The sequence below is a fragment of the Deinococcus yavapaiensis KR-236 genome (genome assembly GCF_003217515.1).
In the GTDB taxonomy this organism is placed as follows: domain Bacteria; phylum Deinococcota; class Deinococci; order Deinococcales; family Deinococcaceae; genus Deinococcus_A; species Deinococcus_A yavapaiensis.
The window spans coordinates 37868-57789 of the sequence record NZ_QJSX01000002.1 but is presented as its reverse complement, the minus strand read 5'-3'; the positions used below and the strand labels follow the sequence as shown (position 1 = coordinate 57789).

At 66.1% G+C, this 19922-nt stretch carries 20 protein-coding genes; 11 read left to right on the top strand and 9 right to left on the bottom strand.

Annotation, left to right across the window (positions count from 1 at the left end):
• Positions 1-22: 22 nt before the first annotated feature.
• Positions 23-1225: a hypothetical protein gene (locus DES52_RS22775; RefSeq protein WP_110885507.1), complete on the bottom strand. Its 1203-nt coding sequence runs from the start codon at positions 1223-1225 to the stop codon at positions 23-25.
• Positions 1226-1474: 249 nt separating this feature from the next.
• Here DES52_RS22775 and cdaA point away from each other — a divergent pair, with 249 nt between their 5' ends.
• From cdaA to fmt, 4 genes are read left to right on the top strand one after another with little or no spacing between them, the layout of a single operon-like run.
• Positions 1475-2230 (top strand): diadenylate cyclase CdaA, encoded by a 756-nt coding sequence (cdaA, locus tag DES52_RS02700; protein WP_110885506.1) that lies wholly within the window; start codon positions 1475-1477, stop codon positions 2228-2230.
• Positions 2227-3171, top strand: coding sequence for a CdaR family protein (locus tag DES52_RS02695; RefSeq protein ID WP_110885254.1), 945 nt, complete (start codon positions 2227-2229; stop codon positions 3169-3171). Before cdaA ends, DES52_RS02695 begins: the two co-directional genes overlap by 4 nt.
• Before the next feature lie 49 nt (positions 3172-3220).
• The gene (gene def, locus DES52_RS02690) at positions 3221-3844 is read left to right on the top strand and encodes a peptide deformylase (protein ID WP_110885253.1); all 624 of its coding nucleotides are present in this window, start codon (positions 3221-3223) and stop codon (positions 3842-3844) included.
• Positions 3841-4764, top strand: a complete 924-nt coding sequence (fmt, locus tag DES52_RS02685; RefSeq protein ID WP_110885252.1) for a methionyl-tRNA formyltransferase — start codon at positions 3841-3843, stop codon at positions 4762-4764. Before def ends, fmt begins: the two co-directional genes overlap by 4 nt.
• A 109-nt stretch (positions 4765-4873) precedes the next feature.
• On the opposite strand, the gene DES52_RS02680 is transcribed toward fmt, so the two are convergent.
• The 3 genes from DES52_RS02680 to ygfZ form a co-directional block, all read right to left on the bottom strand.
• Complete coding sequence (locus tag DES52_RS02680) at positions 4874-5974, bottom strand: acyltransferase family protein (protein ID WP_110885251.1); 1101 nt, start codon at positions 5972-5974, stop codon at positions 4874-4876.
• A 175-nt stretch (positions 5975-6149) separates the two neighbouring features.
• Complete coding sequence (locus DES52_RS02675; protein WP_110885250.1) at positions 6150-6602, bottom strand: hypothetical protein; 453 nt, start codon at positions 6600-6602, stop codon at positions 6150-6152.
• Positions 6599-7468, bottom strand: a complete 870-nt coding sequence (gene ygfZ / locus DES52_RS02670) for a CAF17-like 4Fe-4S cluster assembly/insertion protein YgfZ (RefSeq protein WP_110885249.1) — start codon at positions 7466-7468, stop codon at positions 6599-6601. The genes DES52_RS02675 and ygfZ overlap by 4 nt, the downstream gene beginning before the upstream one ends.
• A 74-nt stretch (positions 7469-7542) precedes the next feature.
• On the opposite strand from ygfZ, the gene DES52_RS02665 reads away from it, so the two are divergent.
• On the top strand, positions 7543-7881 hold the full coding sequence (locus DES52_RS02665) for a hypothetical protein (RefSeq protein ID WP_110885505.1): 339 nt from the start codon (positions 7543-7545) through the stop codon (positions 7879-7881).
• Here the strand turns inward: DES52_RS02665 and DES52_RS02660 are convergent.
• Positions 7847-8548 carry a YqhA family protein gene (locus DES52_RS02660; protein WP_245900601.1) on the bottom strand — a complete coding sequence of 234 codons (702 nt, stop codon included), beginning with the start codon at positions 8546-8548 and terminating at the stop codon, positions 7847-7849. The two genes, DES52_RS02665 and DES52_RS02660, sit on opposite strands and share 35 nt — an antisense overlap.
• Before the next feature lie 46 nt (positions 8549-8594).
• On the opposite strand from DES52_RS02660, the gene DES52_RS02655 reads away from it, so the two are divergent.
• Together DES52_RS02655 and pulA are read left to right on the top strand one after the other, a co-directional pair.
• On the top strand, positions 8595-9626 hold the full coding sequence (locus DES52_RS02655) for a phosphodiester glycosidase family protein (RefSeq protein ID WP_146237169.1): 1032 nt from the start codon (positions 8595-8597) through the stop codon (positions 9624-9626).
• An 81-nt stretch (positions 9627-9707) separates the two neighbouring features.
• Positions 9708-13406, top strand: a complete 3699-nt coding sequence (gene pulA / locus DES52_RS02650; protein ID WP_245900599.1) for a pullulanase-type alpha-1,6-glucosidase — start codon at positions 9708-9710, stop codon at positions 13404-13406.
• 153 nt (positions 13407-13559) lie between these two features.
• Here the strand turns inward: pulA and DES52_RS02645 are convergent, their stop codons facing one another.
• Both DES52_RS02645 and DES52_RS02640 read right to left on the bottom strand, forming a co-directional pair.
• The gene (locus DES52_RS02645) at positions 13560-14060 is read right to left on the bottom strand and encodes a GNAT family N-acetyltransferase (protein ID WP_110885246.1); all 501 of its coding nucleotides are present in this window, start codon (positions 14058-14060) and stop codon (positions 13560-13562) included.
• Between the two features lie 81 nt (positions 14061-14141).
• A complete protein-coding gene (locus tag DES52_RS02640) occupies positions 14142-14774 on the bottom strand; it encodes a LysE family translocator (RefSeq protein ID WP_110885245.1) in 633 nt (210 codons plus the stop codon).
• A gap of 175 nt (positions 14775-14949) precedes the next feature.
• Here DES52_RS02640 and DES52_RS02635 point away from each other — a divergent pair, with 175 nt between their 5' ends.
• Positions 14950-15822, top strand: a complete 873-nt coding sequence (locus tag DES52_RS02635; RefSeq protein ID WP_110885244.1) for a hypothetical protein — start codon at positions 14950-14952, stop codon at positions 15820-15822.
• A 179-nt stretch (positions 15823-16001) separates the two neighbouring features.
• Here the strand turns inward: DES52_RS02635 and DES52_RS02630 are convergent, their stop codons facing one another.
• On the bottom strand, positions 16002-16541 hold the full coding sequence (locus tag DES52_RS02630) for a macro domain-containing protein (RefSeq protein WP_110885243.1): 540 nt from the start codon (positions 16539-16541) through the stop codon (positions 16002-16004).
• Between the two features lie 95 nt (positions 16542-16636).
• Between DES52_RS02630 and DES52_RS02625 the strand changes: the two genes are divergently transcribed.
• The 3 genes from DES52_RS02625 to DES52_RS02615 all read left to right on the top strand — a co-directional run bounded on the left by DES52_RS02625 (position 16637) and on the right by DES52_RS02615 (position 19114).
• Positions 16637-16846 (top strand): hypothetical protein, encoded by a 210-nt coding sequence (locus tag DES52_RS02625; RefSeq protein WP_110885242.1) that lies wholly within the window; start codon positions 16637-16639, stop codon positions 16844-16846.
• Between the two features lie 14 nt (positions 16847-16860).
• Positions 16861-17388, top strand: coding sequence for an ankyrin repeat domain-containing protein (locus tag DES52_RS02620; protein ID WP_110885241.1), 528 nt, complete (start codon positions 16861-16863; stop codon positions 17386-17388).
• 226 nt (positions 17389-17614) lie between these two features.
• Entirely contained in the window at positions 17615-19114 is a 1500-nt protein-coding gene (locus tag DES52_RS02615; protein ID WP_211317847.1) for a sensor histidine kinase, read from the top strand.
• Here the strand turns inward: DES52_RS02615 and DES52_RS02610 are convergent.
• Positions 19096-19917 carry a GNAT family N-acetyltransferase gene (locus tag DES52_RS02610; RefSeq protein ID WP_245900597.1) on the bottom strand — a complete coding sequence of 274 codons (822 nt, stop codon included), beginning with the start codon at positions 19915-19917 and terminating at the stop codon, positions 19096-19098. The genes DES52_RS02615 and DES52_RS02610 overlap by 19 nt on opposite strands.
• Between the last annotated feature and the right edge of the window lie 5 nt (positions 19918-19922).

The window sequence follows — 19922 nt, the reverse complement described above, 5'->3', positions numbered from 1 at the left end:
GCCCTTGCTCGCGCTCGCGTCTTCAGCGGGCGAGGGCGGCGACGCGAGCTTCCGCGTTGATGCGCGTGCGCAAGCCGTCGGCGTAGTCGCACAGCGAGCGCAGCACGTCGGGAATGTCCGCGCGCAGGTAGTACTGACCGCCTCCGAGCGGGCTGAGGGCCGCGAACGGCGGGGCGCTCAGCGTGTCGAGGACGCGGGCGAGTTCGGCGCCGTTCACGCCGCTGCCGAGGCGTTCGGCGAGGCGGGCGCTCGATACGACGCTGTGCGCCGGGTGCTGCGAGAGGGTCATCAGCACGAAGGAGAACACGCCGCGCGCGCTGAGCTGCGCGCTGACGAGTTCGGCGACGGACGCGGCGCTCTCGAGGTCGAAGTTGCCGGTGTTCCAGTAGCCGCGGAGTTCGAGCGGCGTGAGGGGCGCGAGGCGCGCGCTTTCCACGAGGGACACGAGGGCTTCGTGCGTGAGGCGTGCGCCGACGGTACGCTCGCCTTCGGGCACGAGCAGGGCGCGGTACTCGGCGTCTTCTTGCCACGCGGGCGTCGTGGTGATGTCGCTCGCCGTGGCGATGAGGACCGTGTATCCCTGCGCGCCGAGTTCGGCGCGCAGACGCGCGAGGTTCGGGGCGCGCCATTCGAAGCGGTAGCCGACGAGGCTGGCGAACTCGCGAAGCAAATCCTCGGGAGAGCCCGCCGAAGCGGTGGACTCTTCGGATCGTTCGAGCGGGCGGGGAGCGACGGCGACGGGGGCGACCGCGACGGCCGCGGGCACGGCGACGGGCGAAGCGATGGGGGCGGGTCGTTCGGTGGCGCGTGGCGCGGGCTCGGCCGTCACGTCAGGCGTCGAACGGCGCTCGAAGCGCACTTCGCGAACATAGGGGCTTTCGCTGACGACCACGCGTTGCGGCGGCTCGGGAGGGCGCGGACGCGCGCTCGTCACGCTGCGCTCTTGCAAGGGTTTGACTACGCATTCCACTTGGTAGCGAGCTTCGGCGAGGGGCGTGACGAGCAGCACGTCGTTCACGCCGAGATTATGCGCACTGTAGAGGTCGCGCAGACCGTACACGCGGCCTTGCTTACGGTCCACGCGGGCCGCGTACTCCTGCCCGCGATCATCGAGAAGGGTGACGGATCCGTCGAGCGGGAAGACGGCCTCCAGGTATTTGAGCAAGCGAACGCTGCCTTCCGAGAGGCAAGGGCGGGTGATGATGTAGCGCACAGAACCTTTCATCCGAATCCCCCATTGCAACGAGGAGCAGCCGACGACCACTCCACGATGAGAACTAAGTCAAGCTCTCATTACGATAGCAGACTTTCGTGCGTCAATAGCGACGGCTTTACTTCTTCTCGTGCGTTTTGATTTGGCAGAACTTCCTTTATCATTTCGCACTCAGCGTAACGAAGGTGACTCGAAGTACGACATTGCGCTTCCGTCGCTATAGTGAAAGCCAGGCAGAGCCGCAAGAAGGAGATTCAAGGAGTGTTATTCGGCGCAAACGGCGCGTTCGGGCCCAAAGACATCTTCGACATCGCCCTCGTCGCGACCATCATCTACCAAGGGTACGTGCTGGTCAGCGGCACGCGGGCCGTGAACGTCTTGCGCGGCGTCGTCATCTTCGGCGCCGCTTGGCTCGCCTCCGATCTCTTGAACCTCACGACGCTCAACTCCATCCTCAGCCGCGTCGGTACCGTCGGCCTCTTCGCCCTCGTCGTCGTCTTCCAGCCCGAGTTGCGCGCCGCCTTGGAGCGTATCGGACGCCCCAGGTTGCGCGAGCCCGGCGGACTCGGCCCCACCTTGCAAGAACTGGCGCGCGCCACCGAGCGCATGTCCGAGCGCAAGACGGGCGCCCTCATCGCCATCGAACGACGCACGCCGCTCGGCGAATACGCCGCGACGGGCGTCACGCTCGACGCGCGCCTCTCCACCCCGTTCCTCGAAGCGCTCTTCGCGCGCAACGCTCCCTTGCACGACGGCGGCGTCATCGTGCAAGGCACGCGGGTCGTCGCCGCCGCCTGCCTCTTTCCCCTGCAATCCAGTGACGGCTTGTACCGCCGCTACGGAACGCGCCACCGCGCCGCCCTCGGCTTGTCCGAGCTCACGGACGCCGTCGTCGTCGTCGTCAGCGAAGAGCGCGGCTCCATTCGCATCGCGATGGCCGGTCGCCTCTCGCCCGAACTGTCGAGCGGCGAGCTTCGCGAGCGCCTGCGCGAACTCGTGTACGAGGATCGCCCGTGAAGCAACCGCGCTCCTGGCTGGCGTACGCTACGCGCCGAACCTTGCACAACTTGCCGCAAAAGCTCGCCGCGCTCGGCGTCGCCGTCGCCTTGTGGTTCGGCGCGACCGCCGATCGACGTGAAATCGTCGAGCGCTCCTTCACGACGCAACTCCAAATCGTGGACGACACGCCCACCACGCTCGGCAGCGAGCGGCGCAGCGTCACCGTCCCGAGCCGCACCGTGCGCGTCACGCTCAGCGGGCCGAACTCCACCTTGCGAAACCTCGACCCGACGGCGATCGACTCCACCATCAACGTCACGAACGCCGGCGAAGGAGACTTCCAAGCGACGATTCGCGTGCGAGCACCCGACGATCTGCGCGTCGTGCGCTTCTCGCCCACGGTCGCCAGCGGCTTCATCGACACCACCATCACGCGCACGCTTCCCGTGCGCCTGTCCGTCACCACGCCTCCCGACCGCGCCCTTCCCACGTACGGCGTCACGCCGAACGCCGTGCAAGTCACGGGTCCCCAACGCGTCGCCGAAAGCGTCGCCAACGTCTACACCGTGCCCTTGAGCTTGGCGCGCGGCACGACGATCGAAGCGCGCCTCGTCGCGCTCGACGCCAGCGGGCGTCCCATCACGAATCTGCGCCTCAATCCCGCCACCGTCAGCGTCACGCGCACCGACGAAAGCGACTTGCCCATCAAGACCTTGAGCGTCACCCTCGCCGATTCTCCGCGCGAATTCGAAGTCGTGAGCGCCGAAGTCGACCCGCCGAGCGTACGCGTCCTCGCCGACGATGCGACCTTGGCGCGCCTCACGCGGGTCGTCGCCCGCGTGCAGTACCGCGAAGGGCAGTACACGACGCGCGCGAATCTCGCCTTGCCGACGGGCGCGCGAAGCCTCGACATGGTGACGGTCACGCTCGACGTTCGCAGAAGGGGCGCCAATCCCTGACAGGTCTCACTGTCCAGCCGCCTTCACGCTCGATACAATTGGGAATACTGTGCCGAACACCATCTACCCTATTCGTTTGTATGGCGACCCGATCCTGCGCGGCAAAGCGAGGCCGATCGCGGATGTGAACGCGCCCGTCGTCGTTCCGGGCTTCACGGCCACGAGTTTGCGTGACGTCGCGCGCAACATGCTGGAGACGATGTACGAAGCGCGCGGCGTGGGCCTCGCCGCGCCGCAAATCGGCCTCGGCGTGCGAATGTTCGTCGCCGCCGAATACGAGGACGACGAAGAGGAGCACGAAGGCAAGGAGCCGCCGCTCAAGTCGCGCGTGCTGCACGAGTACGTGATGATCAATCCCGTGCTCGAAGTGCTCGACAAGCGCAAGGAACTCGGGCAGGAAGGCTGTCTGTCCATTCCCGGCATCTACGAGGAGGACGTGCCGCGCTTCCGGGAAGTTCGCATTCGCTACACCGATCTCGACGGCAAGGAGTGGATGGGCGAAGCCGAGGACTACCTCGCCAGGGTCTTTCAACACGAAACGGATCACCTGAGCGGCAAGCTCTTCCTCGACTACCTGCCGCAAGCCGTGACGGACAGCCACCGCAAAGCCCTCGCCGAGATGCAGCGCAAAGCGAAGGCGAAGCTGCGCGAACTCGAAGGCCGCGCGTCTTGAAAGTCGCGTTTTTCGGCTCGCCGGCCTTCGCGCTCCCCGTCTTCGAAGCGGTGCGCGCCGAGTTCGACGTCGTCCTCGTCGTCGCCCAGCCCGACAAGCCCGTCGGACGCGGCTTGAAGCTCACGCCGCCTCCGATCGCCGCTCGCGCGCGCGAACTCGGCTTGTCGCTCGCTCAACCACAAAAGCTGCGGAAAAACGCCGAGTTCGAAGAGGTTCTGCAAAGCAGCGGCGCCGACGTCGCCGTGACGTGCGCGTACGGCAAGATCTTGCCGGGCTCCCTTTTGCGGTTGCCACCGCACGGCTTCCTCAACACGCACACGAGCCTTCTGCCGAAGTACCGAGGCGCGGCGCCCATCCAATGGGCCCTCATCGAAGGCGAGACCGTCACGGGCACGACGATCATGCAGACGGACGAAGGCATGGACACCGGGCCGATTCTGCTGCAAGAAGCCCTCGCGATCGAGCCGAACTGGACGAACGTGGAGCTCGCGGGCGCCTTGAGCGAGCAGGCGAGCCGCCTCATCGTGCGGGCCTTGCGCGACCTCGACCACCTCTCCCCCACCGCGCAAGACGACGCGCTGGCGACGCACGCGCGCATGCTGGAAAAGGCCGACGGCGAGCTTCGCTGGACGGACGCCGCCCAACGCGTGTACGACCGCTACCGAGGCACCTTCGGTTGGCCGGGCAGCTTCACGGCCTGGAAAGGCAAGAGCCTCAAGGTGAACACGCTGAGGCCCGCGAGCGGTCGAGGCGAGCCGGGTGAAGTCCTGACGCTCGGCGACGGTCTCGTCGTCGCGTGCGGGGAAGGCGCGGTGGAACTCCTCACCGTGCAGCCCGAAGGCAAGAAGCCGATGAACGCCCGCGATTGGTGGAACGGTGCGGGCGGCAAGCTCGGGGACCGCTTCGAGTTCTCCTCGTAACTTCCTTCCCGCTCGTCGAGACCCGGTTTCCAAGCGCCGCGCTCGAAGCTTCTCGCGAAAGGCGGCGAGCACGCCGATCTACGGCAAAACACTCGCCGCCGTGCCGCCTTCAACGTCCGAACAGCACCCGTGACAGCAGCGTGCCCCTCAACATCCACGCCACGAGGACCGGGACGCCGAGCGCGACGATGGCCAACCCTATCGCGGCCCCGGCCAGCGTCGTCCCTCCCGTCGGCAGGTGCGCCTTGAGCAAGGTCAGCAACGCGGGGTGAAGCAAGTACACTTGCAAGCTCACCGTTCCGAGAAACGAGAGCGCGCGCCCACCGCGCGTCTTGACGAGCGCGTGCGACAAGCCGAACACCACAAGGGCCGCAGAAACCGTATACGCGGTGTTGGCGGCCGCGTACGCCAACGTCCCGACTCGCTCACCATCGAGGAGAGTCACGGCGAGCGGCACGAACCACAAGAACGTCACGAGCGCCGCGAGTGACACGGGCCGCCACGTGCGACGCCACCACGCCGCGACGTCGACGTTCTGCGCGCCGAGCGCCACGCCGAGCGCGAGCGCCGGAAGGTACCACGCGACCATCGTGCCGGGAAAGCGAAGGTGAAGCACTTGGCGATTGAGGGCGAACACGGCGAGTTGCACGGCGAGCGCCACGCCGAGCGTCACCCGGAGAGAGGGCCGCTTGCGGGCGAGTGGCAGCGCGAGCGGCAGCACGAGGTAGAACTGCAAGGCGATCAGCAGGAAGTACAGGTGAAAGTACCCCTTTCCGTAACGCAGCCAGATCCACCAGCGCTTGGCGTCGAGAAGCACATCGGGCGCGTCCTGACGCGTGGCAACGCGGAAAAGAACGTACAAGACCGTCCACACGAGGTACGGTCCGAGCGCCGTGCGGGCGCGCGCCGCGTAGTAGCGGCGCGCATCGAAGGCGTGCAGGGCTGAGCGCGTCAGCACGAGCGCCGTCACGAGCAGGAAGGTCGGCACGACGAACAGCAGCGAACGGTTCAGCACGGCCAACGCGGTGTGCGCCACTCCGGGCGCCGCGAGCGGCAAAGCGAGCCCGCTGACGTGATGCACGACGACCGCGACGATGGCGAGGCCGCGTGTCACGTCGACGGCCTCCAAGCGCTCGATTTCGGGGCCATCGGCTTGCCTTTCGGCGGCGCGGAGAGGGCGGGCGGGCAGCACGTTCGCCGGTCGCTCCATGCGCGTTCACTTTACGAACGGGCGCGATTCGACGGGTGGAGTGTACGTGAACGAATCCAAAGATTCGAGCGCGCCCGATCGACGACTCGACAAGGATGGGCGAAAGGTCGCCTCGGCATCGGGAAGTGAACGCGGCCCTCCTGGAATTCCCGCTCTTCTGACACGACGGCGCTCGTCAGAAGGGCAGCTTGGCGGACTGCTTCCACTTCAAGGTCGCCCAACTCGGCAAGCTCACCCATCCCAGCACGACGAACGCGACGGCGGCGACTGCGAGCAGGCTCAGGAACGCCGCCGCGTCTCGCCACACGGCGCACGCGAGCAAGAAAGGCACGGCGGGCGACGAGGCGGCTTGAATACTCGCGCGAATCGCGCCTTGAAGCGGGGACTGCTCGTCACGCCGCGTGCGGTCGGCGAGAAACCAGGTCACGACCGCGAGCAGCAAGGCGATCACGACGAGACCGACGAGGCCGACCGCGCCGACGTCCCCACGCCCGAGGACCGCGCCGAGCAGCAAGCCCGGCACGGCGTACAAGGCGAGGGTCGTGAAGTACGCTTCTCGCAAGGCGAGGGCGAGTTCGCCGAGCGTCGGATGCTTGCCGAGGGCGCGCGAGCGGGAAAAGAGCTTCATCCTTCGGCCGTGTGCGGCACGGGCCGCGCCTCCACGACGACCGCGGTCACGCCGCCCACGTCGACGGTCGCGCCGACCTCGACTTCCTTGCGAAGCTTCACGAGGACGCGCTCGCCGATGGACGCGCCCGTCGTACCGACCGATTTGCCGTTCGACGTGACGTCCGCGAACGAGGGAAGGTCCGCGCCTTGCAGCGCGGCGAGTCGGAAGCGCGTGTTGCCGCGCGCTTCGAGGCGGGCCATGATCTCTTGCCCCACGTAACAACCTTTTCGGTAAGAGATGGCGGGCTCGAGCCCGACTTCCTGCAAGAGGTTTCCTTGCAAACGGTCCTCGTGAACGTCGGGAATTCCGGCGAGGACGCGCGCGCGGTTGAGTTCGTCGAGCGAGACGGGCTCGCCGAGGTGAGGCACGACGCGCTCGAGGTGACGCGTCAGGACGTGCACGTCCAGTCCAGGGCGGCCGGTGCGGTTCACGCGAGAGGCGAGCGCCGCCGTGCCTTCGAGGTCGAAGCTTCGCGTGTCCGGTCCGTTGGCTTGCCAGCCGGGCAAGTCCTCGGTCCACACGTGCAGGGTGCTCAGCGTGTCCGACAAGTCTTCGAGTTCGACTTGATCGAAGATGACGTACTTTCGGAGTCGCTCGGCGAGTTTCGGGGCTTCCCCTGAAGCGAGGTGCAGGTACACGTCGTCCGTACGCTTGTACACGCGAGCGTGAAATTCGATTTGTCCTCGCACGTTCAAGAAGCACGCCTCGACCATGCCGGGCACGGAGGCGCGCTTCAAGTCGTTCGTCATCTGCCCTTGCACGAAGTCCACGCGGTCGGCTCCGGTGAGGCGCAGTGAGCTGGAAGGAAGGTGGGTGAAACGCATGACCTCAGGGTAGTGCCTGTGAAGTCGTGGGAAAGAATGCTGGTTTGCCCTTGCGCGAAGCTTACCGTGAAGGCATGTTCGAAGCGTATCGACGGCCCGGCAAGAAGCGCATTCGGTTGTACCTCGGCCTGTGGGCGATGCTCGTGCTCACGAGCGTGTGGAAGCCCGAGGGGCAAGATCTCGGAACGGTGGCGACGCTGAAGAAGTCGCGCTTCGCCCGCGTGATGTTCATGGACGTCGGTGCGTTGTCGACCCTCGGGGCCTTGTACGCGGTCCTCGCCGGAAAGTCGAGGGCGCGCTTCCCGGCCGCCTTGGCGAGCCTGTTCGTCGGTTCGTTCGCGTTGCTTCCGTATCTGGCGTACGAGGACTGGCGCGAACTCAATCCGGGGTCGGCCCGGAACGAGTCGGCTTGATCTCGTCGTCGCGAATGACGCGCTCCTCGTTGTCCTTCTCGAACAGTTCCTTTTGGGCGCGGGCTTGCGCGTCGGGATTGTGAGTTTGCTGCTCCTCCTTGACTTTGTGGCTGTAGCGCTGAAAGAACACGAGGGCGAACACGACCGACGCGAGCGCACCGCCGAACTGCAGCGTCTCGAGCGGTTCTTCCCAGCGAATGAAGTGCTCCAGGAAAGTCACGGCGAGAATCACGATGACGACGCTCACGACCTTGCTTTCGAGGTCGGACAGGGTCTCGACGCCGAGGCTGAGCGTGAGGTTGAGGGGCGCGATGAACAGCGAGTAGAGGCCCACGCCGATGATGTAGAACACGACGGCCTTGAGCATCGTGGAGACGATCTCCAGGAACTCCACGGTGAGCGTCGTCGCTTGGAAGTTGCCGCTCAGCACTTCTCGCCACGCGCCCCACACGCCTTGCGCGGCTTGAACGACGCCGAGCAGGAAGAGGGACACGGCGACGAGCATCACGGCGACGACGGCCACAATCACGATGAAGCGCGACCGTCCGATAATGTGGCTGAGCGCCGTCGGGGGCGTTCCGGCGTTGCGCGCGGCGGGGCGCGATTCGGGGCGGGTCATGTCTTCTTGGTACGCGAGTTGCGCGGGCCGCGCACGAGGACCCGGCACACTCTGAAGGTCGCATGATCGGGCGGCGAAGGATCACAATGGCCGTGTGAATCCGACCGTCGGGAGGAAGTGGGCGGCTTTGGCGTTGTCGGCGCTCGGCTCGCTGGCGTTCGCGACGCTCGCGCCGCAACGTCGAGTCGTGCAAGCGAACGGCGTGAGCGTCTCGGCGACGGTCGTGCGCGTGCCGCTTTCGCAGTACGAGGTGCGGGTTGCGACGGCGGGGTCGCGCGTGCACTCGAACGCGTCCCTGCTGAGCATCGCGACGGCGGCGAAAGCGGAATGCGCGATCAACGGAACGTTTCTCGCGGCGTACGCGGGTGAGACGGGCGAGCCGTACGGCACGGTGGTCGTGGAAGGGCGGGCCTTGCACCTCGGTTCGAGCGGGACGCGCTTGGACGTCGGGTTCGACGGGCGGATGCGGTTCGTACGCGAGGACTTGCGCATTCGCGGCGCGGTCGGATCGTCGTCGTGGTACGCGTACAACCTCAACGTCACCCCGAGGACTTCGAACTACAGTTACGTCTTCACGCCGGACTTCGGTCCGCGTTTGACCTTCGCCCCCGACGCCGCCGTGGTCGTTCGCGGCGGCGTCGTGACGCGTGTGACGCGGCGAGAAGCCGTCTTCGTGCCCGCGGACGGCTTCGTGATCGCGCTCGACGGCGTGGAGGTCGCGCAACTCGCCCATCGCTTTTCGGTCGGGGCGAGCGTGACGTACCGCGTCGTGGACGCGGCGAACGGCGAGTTGAACGTTCGGTTCGGCGTCGGCGCGGGGCCGCTGTTGGTGTCGGGCGGGCGAGTCGTGGCGAATCCCGCCGCCGAGGGATTTCGGGACGCGAAGGTGTTGACGGCGCGCACGGCGAGGTCGGCGGTGGGCTTGACGGCGAGCGGCGAGTTGCTCCTCGTGACGATGGCGAACGCGTCGATCGCGCAGACGGCGAGCGTACTGCGGTCGCTCGGCGCGATCGACGCGATGAACCTCGACGGAGGCGCGTCGAGCGGTCTCGTGTGCGGCGGGCGCGTCGTGACGCCGTCGGGACGCGCCCTCGCGAACGCGATCGTGGTGAAGGCGAAGCCGTGAGGAAGCTTGACGTTTCGTTCATTCATCGGAGGTTTGTCTACGTGGAAGCAATTCCGATAAAATGACCTCGAAGGAGAAATTGTGAGAAAATTTGCGATGCTCGCGACGCTCGCGCTCGCCGCCTCGGCGGTGGCGCAAACAGCCATTCCCGAAGGAGTGGCGCGTGTTCACTACCAACGTGCCGACGGCAACTACACGGGGTGGGGTCTGCACGTTTGGGAAGACACCACCGAGAACGTGGCGTGGGACAAGCCGCTCGCGGCGAGCGGCAAGGACGCCGACAGCGTATTCTTCGACGTGAAGCTCAAGCCGAACGCGAAGGCGCTGGGCCTGATCGTTCACAAGGGCGACGACAAGGACCCCGGCGCCGACTTGTGGGCCGACCTCTCGAAGGGCCGCGAGTTGTGGATCAAGTCCGGCTCGACCCTCGTGAGCTACGCCAAGGGCGCGGCGGGCGTGGATGCCACGAAGAAACCCGAGGCGCAGACGGTCGCGCAAGCGGCGCCCGCCGCCAGCGCGGCGGCGAGCACGGCGACCCAGACGCCCGTCAAGGAAGGCTTCGCGCGCATCTACTATTTCCGTCCCGACGGCAACTACGACGGGTGGGGCCTGCACGCGTGGGAAGACATCACGGTGAGCGTCGACTGGGCCAAGCCGCTCACGCCGACCGGCAAGAACGAAAGCGGCGTGTACTGGGACGTGCCCCTCAAGGACGCGGCGAAGAAGGTCGGCTTCATCGTCCACAAGGGCGACGACAAGGACCCGGGCGCCGACCTGTTCATCGACCTCTCGAAGGGCCGCGAAGTGTACGTTACGAGCGGCAAGGCCGAGTTCGCGTATCAAAATCCGCGTCCCAGCGCGCCTGCCGTGCCCGCGAACGCCGTCCGCGTGAACTACTTCCGCCCCGACGGCAACTACACGGGGTGGGGTCTGCACGCGTGGGAGGACACCACCGCGCAAGTCGAGTGGACCAAGCCGCTCAATCCCACCGGCACGACCGACTTCGGCGTGTACTGGGACGTGCCGATGAAGACGGACTGGGCGAAGCTCGGGTTCCTCATCCACAAGGGTGACGACAAGGACCCCGGCCCCGACATGTTCGTCAACAAGGCGGACGGCAATCAAGTCTGGATCGTGAGCGGTCAAAGCACCATCTACAAGCAACGGCCCGACACGTCGGTGCGCACCGTCGGCGACCTCACGAAGATGCAGGCGATTTGGGTGAGCCGCGACACGCTCGCCGTGAAGCCCGAACTGCTCGCCAACGGCGCCCTCGTGAACTTGTACTACGCGCCCGCCGCGGGCCTCAAGCTCACGCCGACGGGCGTCACGGGCGGGCAGAGCGTTCCCCTCCTCCCCGTCGACGGCGGATTGACGGCGGCGCAGCGCGCCCGCTTCCCCCACCTCGCCGGGTACGCCGCCGTGCGCGTGCGATCCGAGGACGCCGCCAAGCTTCCCGAGATCCTGCGCTCGCAAACCGCCGTGTCGTCCACGGGCCTCGACGACAAGCTCGTGGACGTGACGGGCACCCAGATCGCCGGGGCGCTCGACGACTTGTACTTCTACGGCGGGCAACTCGGCGCCACTTGGCAAGGCAACGTTCCGAGCCTGCGCCTGTGGGCGCCGACCGCGCAAAGCGTGAAGCTGCACTTGTTCGACGCCGCGACGGGCGGCACGGCCCGCGTGACGGACATGCGCCGTGACGGCGGCACGTGGACGATCACGGGCGCCAACGACTGGAAGGGCAAGTACTACCTGTACGAAGTCAACGTGTACTCGCCGTACACCCAGAAGGTCGAGCGCAACCTCGTCACGGATCCGTACTCGGTGGCCCTTTCGCTGAACTCGGCGCGCAGCCAGCTCGTGAACCTGAGTGACGCCGCGTTCAAGCCGAACGGCTGGGACGCCCTCAAGAAGCCCGAACTGCGCTCGGTGAGCGACCTCACGCTGTACGAGTTGCACGTGCGCGACTTCAGCGCCATCGACACGACCGTCCCGGCCAATCAGCGCGGCACCTACCTCGCGTTCACGCAGCAAGGCGCCAACGGCATGAAGCACCTCAAGGCCCTCGCGCAAGCGGGCCTCAAGGCCGTGCACTTGCTGCCGACCTTCGACATCGCCACGATCGAGGAGAACAAGGCGAATTGGAAGTCGCCCGGCGACCTCGCGAAGCTTCCGGCGAACTCCGACGCTCAGCAAGCGGCGGCCAACGCCGTGCGCGACCAGGACGCCTTCAACTGGGGCTACGATCCTTACCACTACAACGTCCCCGAAGGCAGCTACGCCGTCAATCCCGACCAGCGCACCTTGGAGTACCGCACCATGGTCGCGGCGCTCAACGGAGCGGGTCTGCGCGTCGTGCAGGACGTCGTGTACAACCACACGAACGCGTCGGGCCAAGCCGACCGCAGCGTCCTCGACAAGATCGTGCCGTCGTACTACCAGCGCCTCAACCTCAACGGCGTCGTCGAAAACTCCACGTGCTGCTCGAACACCGCGTCCGAGAACCGCATGATGGAAAAGCTCATGGTGGACTCCGTCGTGTTCTGGGCGAAGAGCTACAAGATCGACGGCTTCCGCTTCGACCTCATGGGTCACCACATGGTCAGCAACATGCAAGCCGTGCGCCGCGCCCTCGACGCCCTCACCCTCGACAAGGACGGCGTGGACGGCAAGAAGATCTACGTGTACGGCGAGGGCTGGGACTTCGGCGAAGTGCAAGGCGGCAAGCGCGGCGCGAACGCCACGCAAGTTCGCCTGTTCGGTCAAGGCATCGGGACCTTCAACGACCGCATCCGTGACGCGATTCGCGGTGGCAGCCCCTTCGGCGGTCTCCAAGAGCAAGGATTCGCGACGGGCCTCGTGACGATTCCGAATGGGCAAGCGGCGAACACCGACCGTACCCGCCTCGCGCGCCTCACGGACTGGATCAAGATCGGCCTGACCGGCAACCTGCGCGACTACCGCCTGGTCAACGGCCAAGGCCAGACCGTGACGGGCGGGCAAATCGACTACAACGGCGCGCCCGCCGGGTACGCCGCCAGCCCGCGCGAGTCGATCAACTACTCGTCGGCGCACGACAACCAGACCCTCTTCGACGCGATTTTGCTCAAGGCTCCGGCGAACGCCACGACGGCGCAGCGCGTTCGCATGAACGACCTCGCCATGAGCGTCGTCGCGTTCGGGCAAGGCATTCCCTTCTTCCACGCGGGCGAGGAGATGCTGCGCTCCAAGAGCTTCGACACCGACTCGTACAACTCCGGCGATTGGTTCAACGCCATCGATTGGACGGGCAAGGACAACGGCTTCGGTCGCGGCTTGCCGCCCGCCGAGAAGAACGGCTCGAACTGGGATCTGTACCGTCCCCTGCTCGGCAACGCCGCCTTGAAGCCCACGGTCGCCGACGTCACGCGCGCCACGGACCACATGCGTGAAATCCTCGGGATTCGCGCGTCCAGCAGCCTCTTCCGCATGGAGACCGCGCAGCAGGTGCAGCAGGGCCTGACGTTCCTCAACAACGGCCCGAGCGCCACGCCCGGCTTGATCGTCATGCGCCTCACGGGTCAGACGAGCGCCACGAATCCCTACCGCAACGTCCTCGTGGTGTTCAACGCGGGCGCAGCGGCCGTGAACTTCAGCGACGCCTCCTTGCGCGACTTGAACCTCGAATTGCACCCGATCTTCGCGAAGTCCACCGACGCCATCGTGAAGCAAAGCCGCTTCGCCAACGGCACGGCGAGCGTGCCGGGCCTCACGACGGCCGTCTTCGTGGGCCGCTGAGCTTCCCCCCTTTCGAGCCCCTCTCCTCGCGCGAGGAGAGGGGCTTTTCATGGTCGCGACGCGAAGAACAAAAAAGACGCTCCTTCAAGCGTCCATGGCCTCACGCTGCGCGTTGATCTGACGATCTCGGCCGGCGGTGGCGCGGCGTTCCTTCTACGAGACGCGAAGCTCGTAGCGCGCGGCCTCGAACGAGCCGACGCGCCACAAGTCCGTTCCGTACCGACGAAAACCGAAGCGTTCGTAAAAAGCGCACAGCCTCGGGTGAGGCGCGCAATCGAGGCGTACGAACGAGCAGTTCGCGTCTCGAGCCCGCTTCAGCGCGAACCGCAAGGCGGCGGACGCGGCTCCGCGACCCGCGCGGTCGGGGTGCGTCGCGAGCTTGTGGACGTAGAGCGCCTCTCCTCTGAGAGCGTGCGGCCAGAACAACTCGTCTTCACGCTGCAGCAGAAACGCTCCCACGACTTCTCCGTCCTCCCGAGTGACGTGCAACTCCCCGGACGTGACGAAACGCGCGAGGCGCTCGCACCGGAAGTCTCGGGGATCCCACAACGGCTCGCCACGTTCGATAAGGAAGCGAGCGGCGGCTTGTAAAACGTCGCTCGCGGCGCGCACGTCGTCGTTCGTGGCAACTCGAACTTCAAAGCGAGAAGTCATGGCGCGCCTTCAACGAAAAACGCGCCCTTTCGGACGCTGATAAATACAAGTTACCAGGGTATGCAGTGAGAATCATGAAATTCACGGCGTTCGCTCCGTCAAGGCGGTTCCCACGCCGAGCGCGACGTAAACGCCGCCCGTCACGTACTTTTGTCGGCGCGCGAACGCCCGCCGTTCGCGTAACTTGTCTCCGAGCGTCCCCGCGAGCAAGGCGTACGTGCTGTCCGTACACGTGGCCAGCAGCGCGAAGAGCGCGCCGAGCACCAGAACCTGCGGCGCGACCGGACCGCGCTCGGGACGCACGAACTGCGGCAGGAACGCGAAGAAAAACAACGCCGTCTTCGGGTTGAGGACGTTCACGAGCGCGCCTTGCCAAAAGATGCGCGCGAGCGGACGCGGCTCGGGCGTGACGACGGCAAACGCTTCCGAGCGGGCGAGCAAGGTGCGAAGTCCCAAGTACACGAGGTACGCGGCGCCCGCCCACTTCACGACCGTGAACGCGACGGCGCTCGACAGCACGAGCGCCGAAAGACCGATCGCGGCGGCAACGACGTGCACGAGCGTCCCGATTTGCACGCCGAGCGCGGACGCGAGACCCGCGCGACGTCCCTGATGCGCGCTGCGCGTCACGATGTACATCACGGCGGGTCCCGGCACGATCAGCAAGGCGAGCGCGGCGAGCGAGAACACTTCGAGTGTGGCGAGGTCCGGCATGACTCAGCTTGAACGGCGCGTCCAGGCGAGGCAACCCGGGTGTCTAAACGAAAAACGCGTCCTCTCGGACGCGGACGACCGAAGAATCCACGCGGAGGCAACGAGAAGGAGACTCGTGCGGCGAGCGTGCCTCCTCGCCATCCGAGGATCACGCTTGCTTTCTTAAGATGACGGCATGAACGAGCCTACGCTTGAACTCAGCCGTCTCGACGAGAACTTCACCGACGACGACACGACTCGCTGGCGACGCCACGACTTCGAGGAAGGATGGCCGAACCGCTTGGAAGTCGGCGAGGTTCGAGACGGCGCGCTGGAATTCCGTCCCCTGACCAGCATCTGGTGGGCGGCTTTCCACGCCCCCTTCTGGTTCAAGGAGGTCACGGGCGATTTCGTCGTCACGACGCGGGTGAACATTCACGGATTGTCGACCGCGTTTCCCGAGCGAATCGACTCGGGCTCGTTGGCGGGCCTGCTCGTCCGCGCTCCCGCTTCCGGGTCGGCCGCCACTTGGCGGCCGACCGACGAGCGATGGCTCTCTCTCACGACGGGTCTCGCGTCGGGTCCGGGCGGACGCGGACCGAGCATGGAAGTCACGACGACGACACGCGGGCGCTCGGGCATCGAATGGTTCACGAGCCGCGCTCAAGCCGTGGACCTGGGCATCGCACGCGTCGGGACCAGCGTCGTGTGCACGCACCGCTTTCACGACGGCCCCTGGGCATTCACCCGCACCGAGGGCGAGAAGCTCGGCGAGTACGGCGACATGCCCGCTTCGAGCGTGAGCGTCGAACGTCCCGACCTTCCCGAGACGTTGCAAGTCGGTGTGACGGCCATGACGGATTGGCCGACCATTATGCGTGAGTACGCGGGACTTTCGCAGGAAGCGCCCTTCGCGGCGTTCAACTCGCTCGCGCTCAACACGGGCAGGCAGGAGCTTCTCGCTCGATTCGACTTCGTACGCTTCGCCCGTCCGGCCGCTTCCGCCGACGTTCGGCGTCGCCATTCGTCGACGTGGACGGCCGACGAGTGGCGAGCCGCCCTTCCCTGATCGCCCCACGACGAGTCGGGCCCGACCTCGTCCCGCCTTTCCCGATGACCGGACCGTGCTCCACGCTGGAAGGACGTTGCCGATCGCGTTTCCGGCAGGCCGAGGCGCCTTCGAGCCATCGCCGTGAACAGATCTTGGAATCGGGCCCGATCCCCAGAAAGGTGGCGCCGCTTTCACGTTCATGACGAATTCGAAGAAGCGCCTTCTTCGGCCAGTTCTCGGCGCGCCCCCTCGAACTCGTGCAGCGTCTCGGCGTCGAAGAGCACGACTCGCACGTCCAAGTCGAGATTCGCCGTCGCTTGCTCGAGCGCGCGAAGAGCGACGCGCGCCGCTTCTCGCGCGGGATACCCGTACACGCCCGTGCTGATGGACGGAAAGGCGACGCTTTGGCACGCGTGCCGAACGGCCAGTTCCACGCTGTGCCGATACGCTCCCGCCAGCAACTCGTCTTCGCCCGCGCGACCTCCTCGCCAAATCGGGCCGACCGCGTGGATAACGTACTTCACTCCTTGCCGTTCGAGGTCGAAGGCGGGCGAAATCACCGCCGAGCCGGTCGGACATCCGCCGAGGGTTCGAATGAAGCGCAGCAACTCGGGTCCGGCCGCGCGGTGAATGACGCCGTCGACGCCTCCCCCACCGAGGAGTCCCTTGTTCGCGGCCGTCACGAGAGCGTCCGTGCGCTGTTCTACGATATTGCCTTGCAGCAAAGTGATCGGCATGCTCGCAGTCTACCCAGCGTGAAGTGACGTTCAGCGAACCGAAAGCCTTCCGCGCGGCCTTCCCGTGCAAGGTGAGAGGACGAAGGAGGCGAGGAATGAACGACGAACGCGATCAACGCAACGAAGCCGAGCGCATGCAAGAAGGCCTCGCGCGCCAGCAGGACCACGGCCGCAGCGGGGCGGGCGGGGCGGGCAGCACGAACACCCCGGGAAACACCACCGTCGGCAACGATTCTGTCGGAGGCGAGGGCGGCGGGGCCGTGACGGACATCGACGACACGGCGGGCACCAGCACCCCGAGTTGAGACGGCGCGGCGACATGACCTGTGATCGCCATCCGCCGAGTCTCGACGACGAGACCCTGGCGTACGTACAAGCGGTGTTCGACCTCGTTCGTGCGGGCGACGCCGAGCGGCTCGCGAACTTGCTGCGCCGAGGTTTGCCGGCCAATCTGCTCAACCAGAAGGGCGACAGCTTGCTGATGCTCGCCAGCTATCACGGACATCACGCCGCCGCGCGAGTCCTCTTGGAGCACGGAGCGGACCCGGAGCTTCGCAACGACGCGGGTCAAACTTCGATCCTCGCGGCGGCCTTCAAGGGCGACGTGGAGATGACGAGGTTGCTGCTCGCGCACGGCGCGAACGTGGAAAGCACCATGCCGGACGGCAAGACGACGCTGTTCATGGCAGCGATGTTCGGGCGCGACGAGATCGTCGACGTGTTGCTCGCGCACGGCGCGGACCTCCACGCACGTGACGCTCGCGGCATGAGCGTCTCGGACGCCGCCTCGTTGATGGGCGCGGACGACACGGCGGCGAAGTTACGACGTCGGATGCAGGAGGGATGAGAACACCTCGGGGGCGTTGTTCCAAAGGGTCCGCGTCAGGAGGCCGAGTCGGCAGTTCCACTCCTGACGCGACGCTCGTTGGGCCTTCTTCACGTACGGCAAGGCAAAACCCATAAACTTGTCTTGCCTGATGCATTCTCCTTCGACGTCCGACTTCACTCGATCGAATGCGAGTGGTCAGCTTGCCCGACCTCGCGGAGCGAGCCTCTCGCCTACCGCGGGCTACATGCTGGCCGTCGGCTTGACCATGCTGGCCTTGCTCGTTCGGCTGCTCTTGTCGTTCGTGCTGGACATGAACGTTCCGTACCTCGTGTCGTTCTTCGCCGTCATGGCGACGGCCATCTTCGCGGGATTCTACCCGGCATTGCTGGCGACGGTCGTCAGCGCGGTCGGGGTGAACTACTTCATCATGGCGCCGGTGTTCCGGCTCAACTTCGCCATGTCCACGTCAGACATGGTGGGGTTCGTGCTGTTCGTGCTCGTCGGGGCCAGCATCGCATGGCTGGGCGGCGCGCGCCTGAAGGTGTTCGAGCAACTGCGCGAGACGGCCGAGGCGCTTCGCGAGCGTGAATTGCAACTGCGCAGCCTCACCGACAATTTGCCGGGCGCCATGACGTACCAAGTCGAACGCGAACCGAACGGGGCGTCACGCTTTTTGTACGTCAGCGCGAACGTGGAGCGCCTCAACGGCGTGACGCCGCACGACGTGTACGCGGACGCGAACGCCTTGTACGGCGCCATTCTTCCTTCGTACCTGCCGAGCTTGCTGGAAGCGGAGGAGCACTGCGTGCGGACGGGCACCCCGTTCGAGGTGGAAGTGCCGATGCGGCACTCGAACGGCAGCGTGCGCTGGTTTCACATCTCGTCGTCCGTTCGCACGCTTCCCGGCGGGCGGCAGGTGTGGGACGGCGTTCAGTTCGACGTCACGGAGCGACACGAAGCGCAAGAAGCGCTGCGGCGCCTCAACGCCGAGCTCGAGGAACGCGTGCGGGAGCGCACGGCGCAACTCGCGCGCTCGAATCAGGAGTTGGAGCAGTTCGCGTACGTCGCGTCACACGACCTCAAGGCGCCCCTGAGGACGATCACGAGTTACCTGCAGTTGCTGCAACTTCGCTACGAGGGAAGGCTGGACGAGAAGGCGGACATGTACATCACCTTCAGCGTGGCCGCCGCAGAGTGGATGAACGTCCTCATCGACGACCTGCTCGCGTACGCCCGCATCGGTCGGGAGCGCAAAGCCGAACCGGTCGACGCTCAGGTCGTGTTGGGCAACGTCGTCGAAAGCTTGCAGGACAGCTTGCGGCAAAGCGGCGGAAGGGTCGAGGTGGCCGCCCTGCCGACCATTCTGGCAGACGAGACCCAATTTCGGCAGATGATGCAGAACCTCGTCGAGAACGCCTTGAAGTTCCGCTCCGAGACGCGCGCGCCGGTCGTGCACGTCTCGGCCTCGGTGGAGGACGGCATGGCGCACTTCGAGGTGGCCGACAACGGCATCGGCATCGACGGGGCGTACTTCGACAAGATCTTCCAGGTGTTTCAGCGTCTGCACCGCCGTGAGGACTTCTTGGGAAGCGGTGTGGGCCTCGCGATCGTGAAGCGCGTGGTGGAAGAGCACGGAGGGCGCATCTGGGTGAAGTCGGAGGTGGGCGTGGGTACCACCTTCCACTTCACGTTTCCCGTCGCGCCCGCCCGCAGCGAATCCGCGCTTCAGCGGCGCCAGATGTAAGGCGTGGTCGTCGTGATCGGCAGAAAGCCGCTGCGTTGCAGGATCGGGCGAGAGAACTCCGTCGAGTCGCTGTGCAAGTAACGCACGCCGCGGCGCAAGGCGGACTTGGCGCGCTCGGCGGTCAAGGCGCGGTAGATGCCTTTCCCGCGCCACTGCGGCAAGGTCCCGCCACCCCACAATCCCGCGAACTCGCTGTTCGGTACGACTTCGAGGCGGCCCGTGCACACGACCTCGTCGTCCGTCTCGGCCACCCAGATCTCTAGGAAGTCTCGCTTCGATTCGAGGCGGCGCACGAAGTCGTCCACGCCGAACGCGAAGCCGAACGCGCGGTCCTGGGCGCGCGCGGCCCGCTCGATGTCCGGCATCGGGTCGGGCTGGTCGTCGATGCGGCGCAAGCGAATTCCGTCGGGCAAGGGCACGTTCCCGGCGAGCAGGCGCGCCTCGCCGAGCATCACGGTCTCACGCTCCTCGGCTTGAAAGCCGTGCGCGACGAGACGCGCGGGCAAGTCCTCGGGAGCGTCGTGCCCGCGCGTCTTCCACTCGAAGTGGGTGATGCGCTCGTCCGACGCGAAGTGCGCCACGGTTCGCGCGACGAGGTCGTCGAGGGCCGCGCCCGTGAGGCCGCTGAGGTCGCGGTACGTCACGAAGCCGCGATCGTCGTACTTGGCGCGCCACAAAGGTCCGTCACGGTCGAAGCTCGTGGAGGCCATCACTTCGGCTTGCTCTCGTAATTGCGCGTCGTACGCGTTCAGCAGGCGGCGCTTCATCTCGAGTTCTTGAGCGTGTTCGTTCGAATGAGTCACCGAGC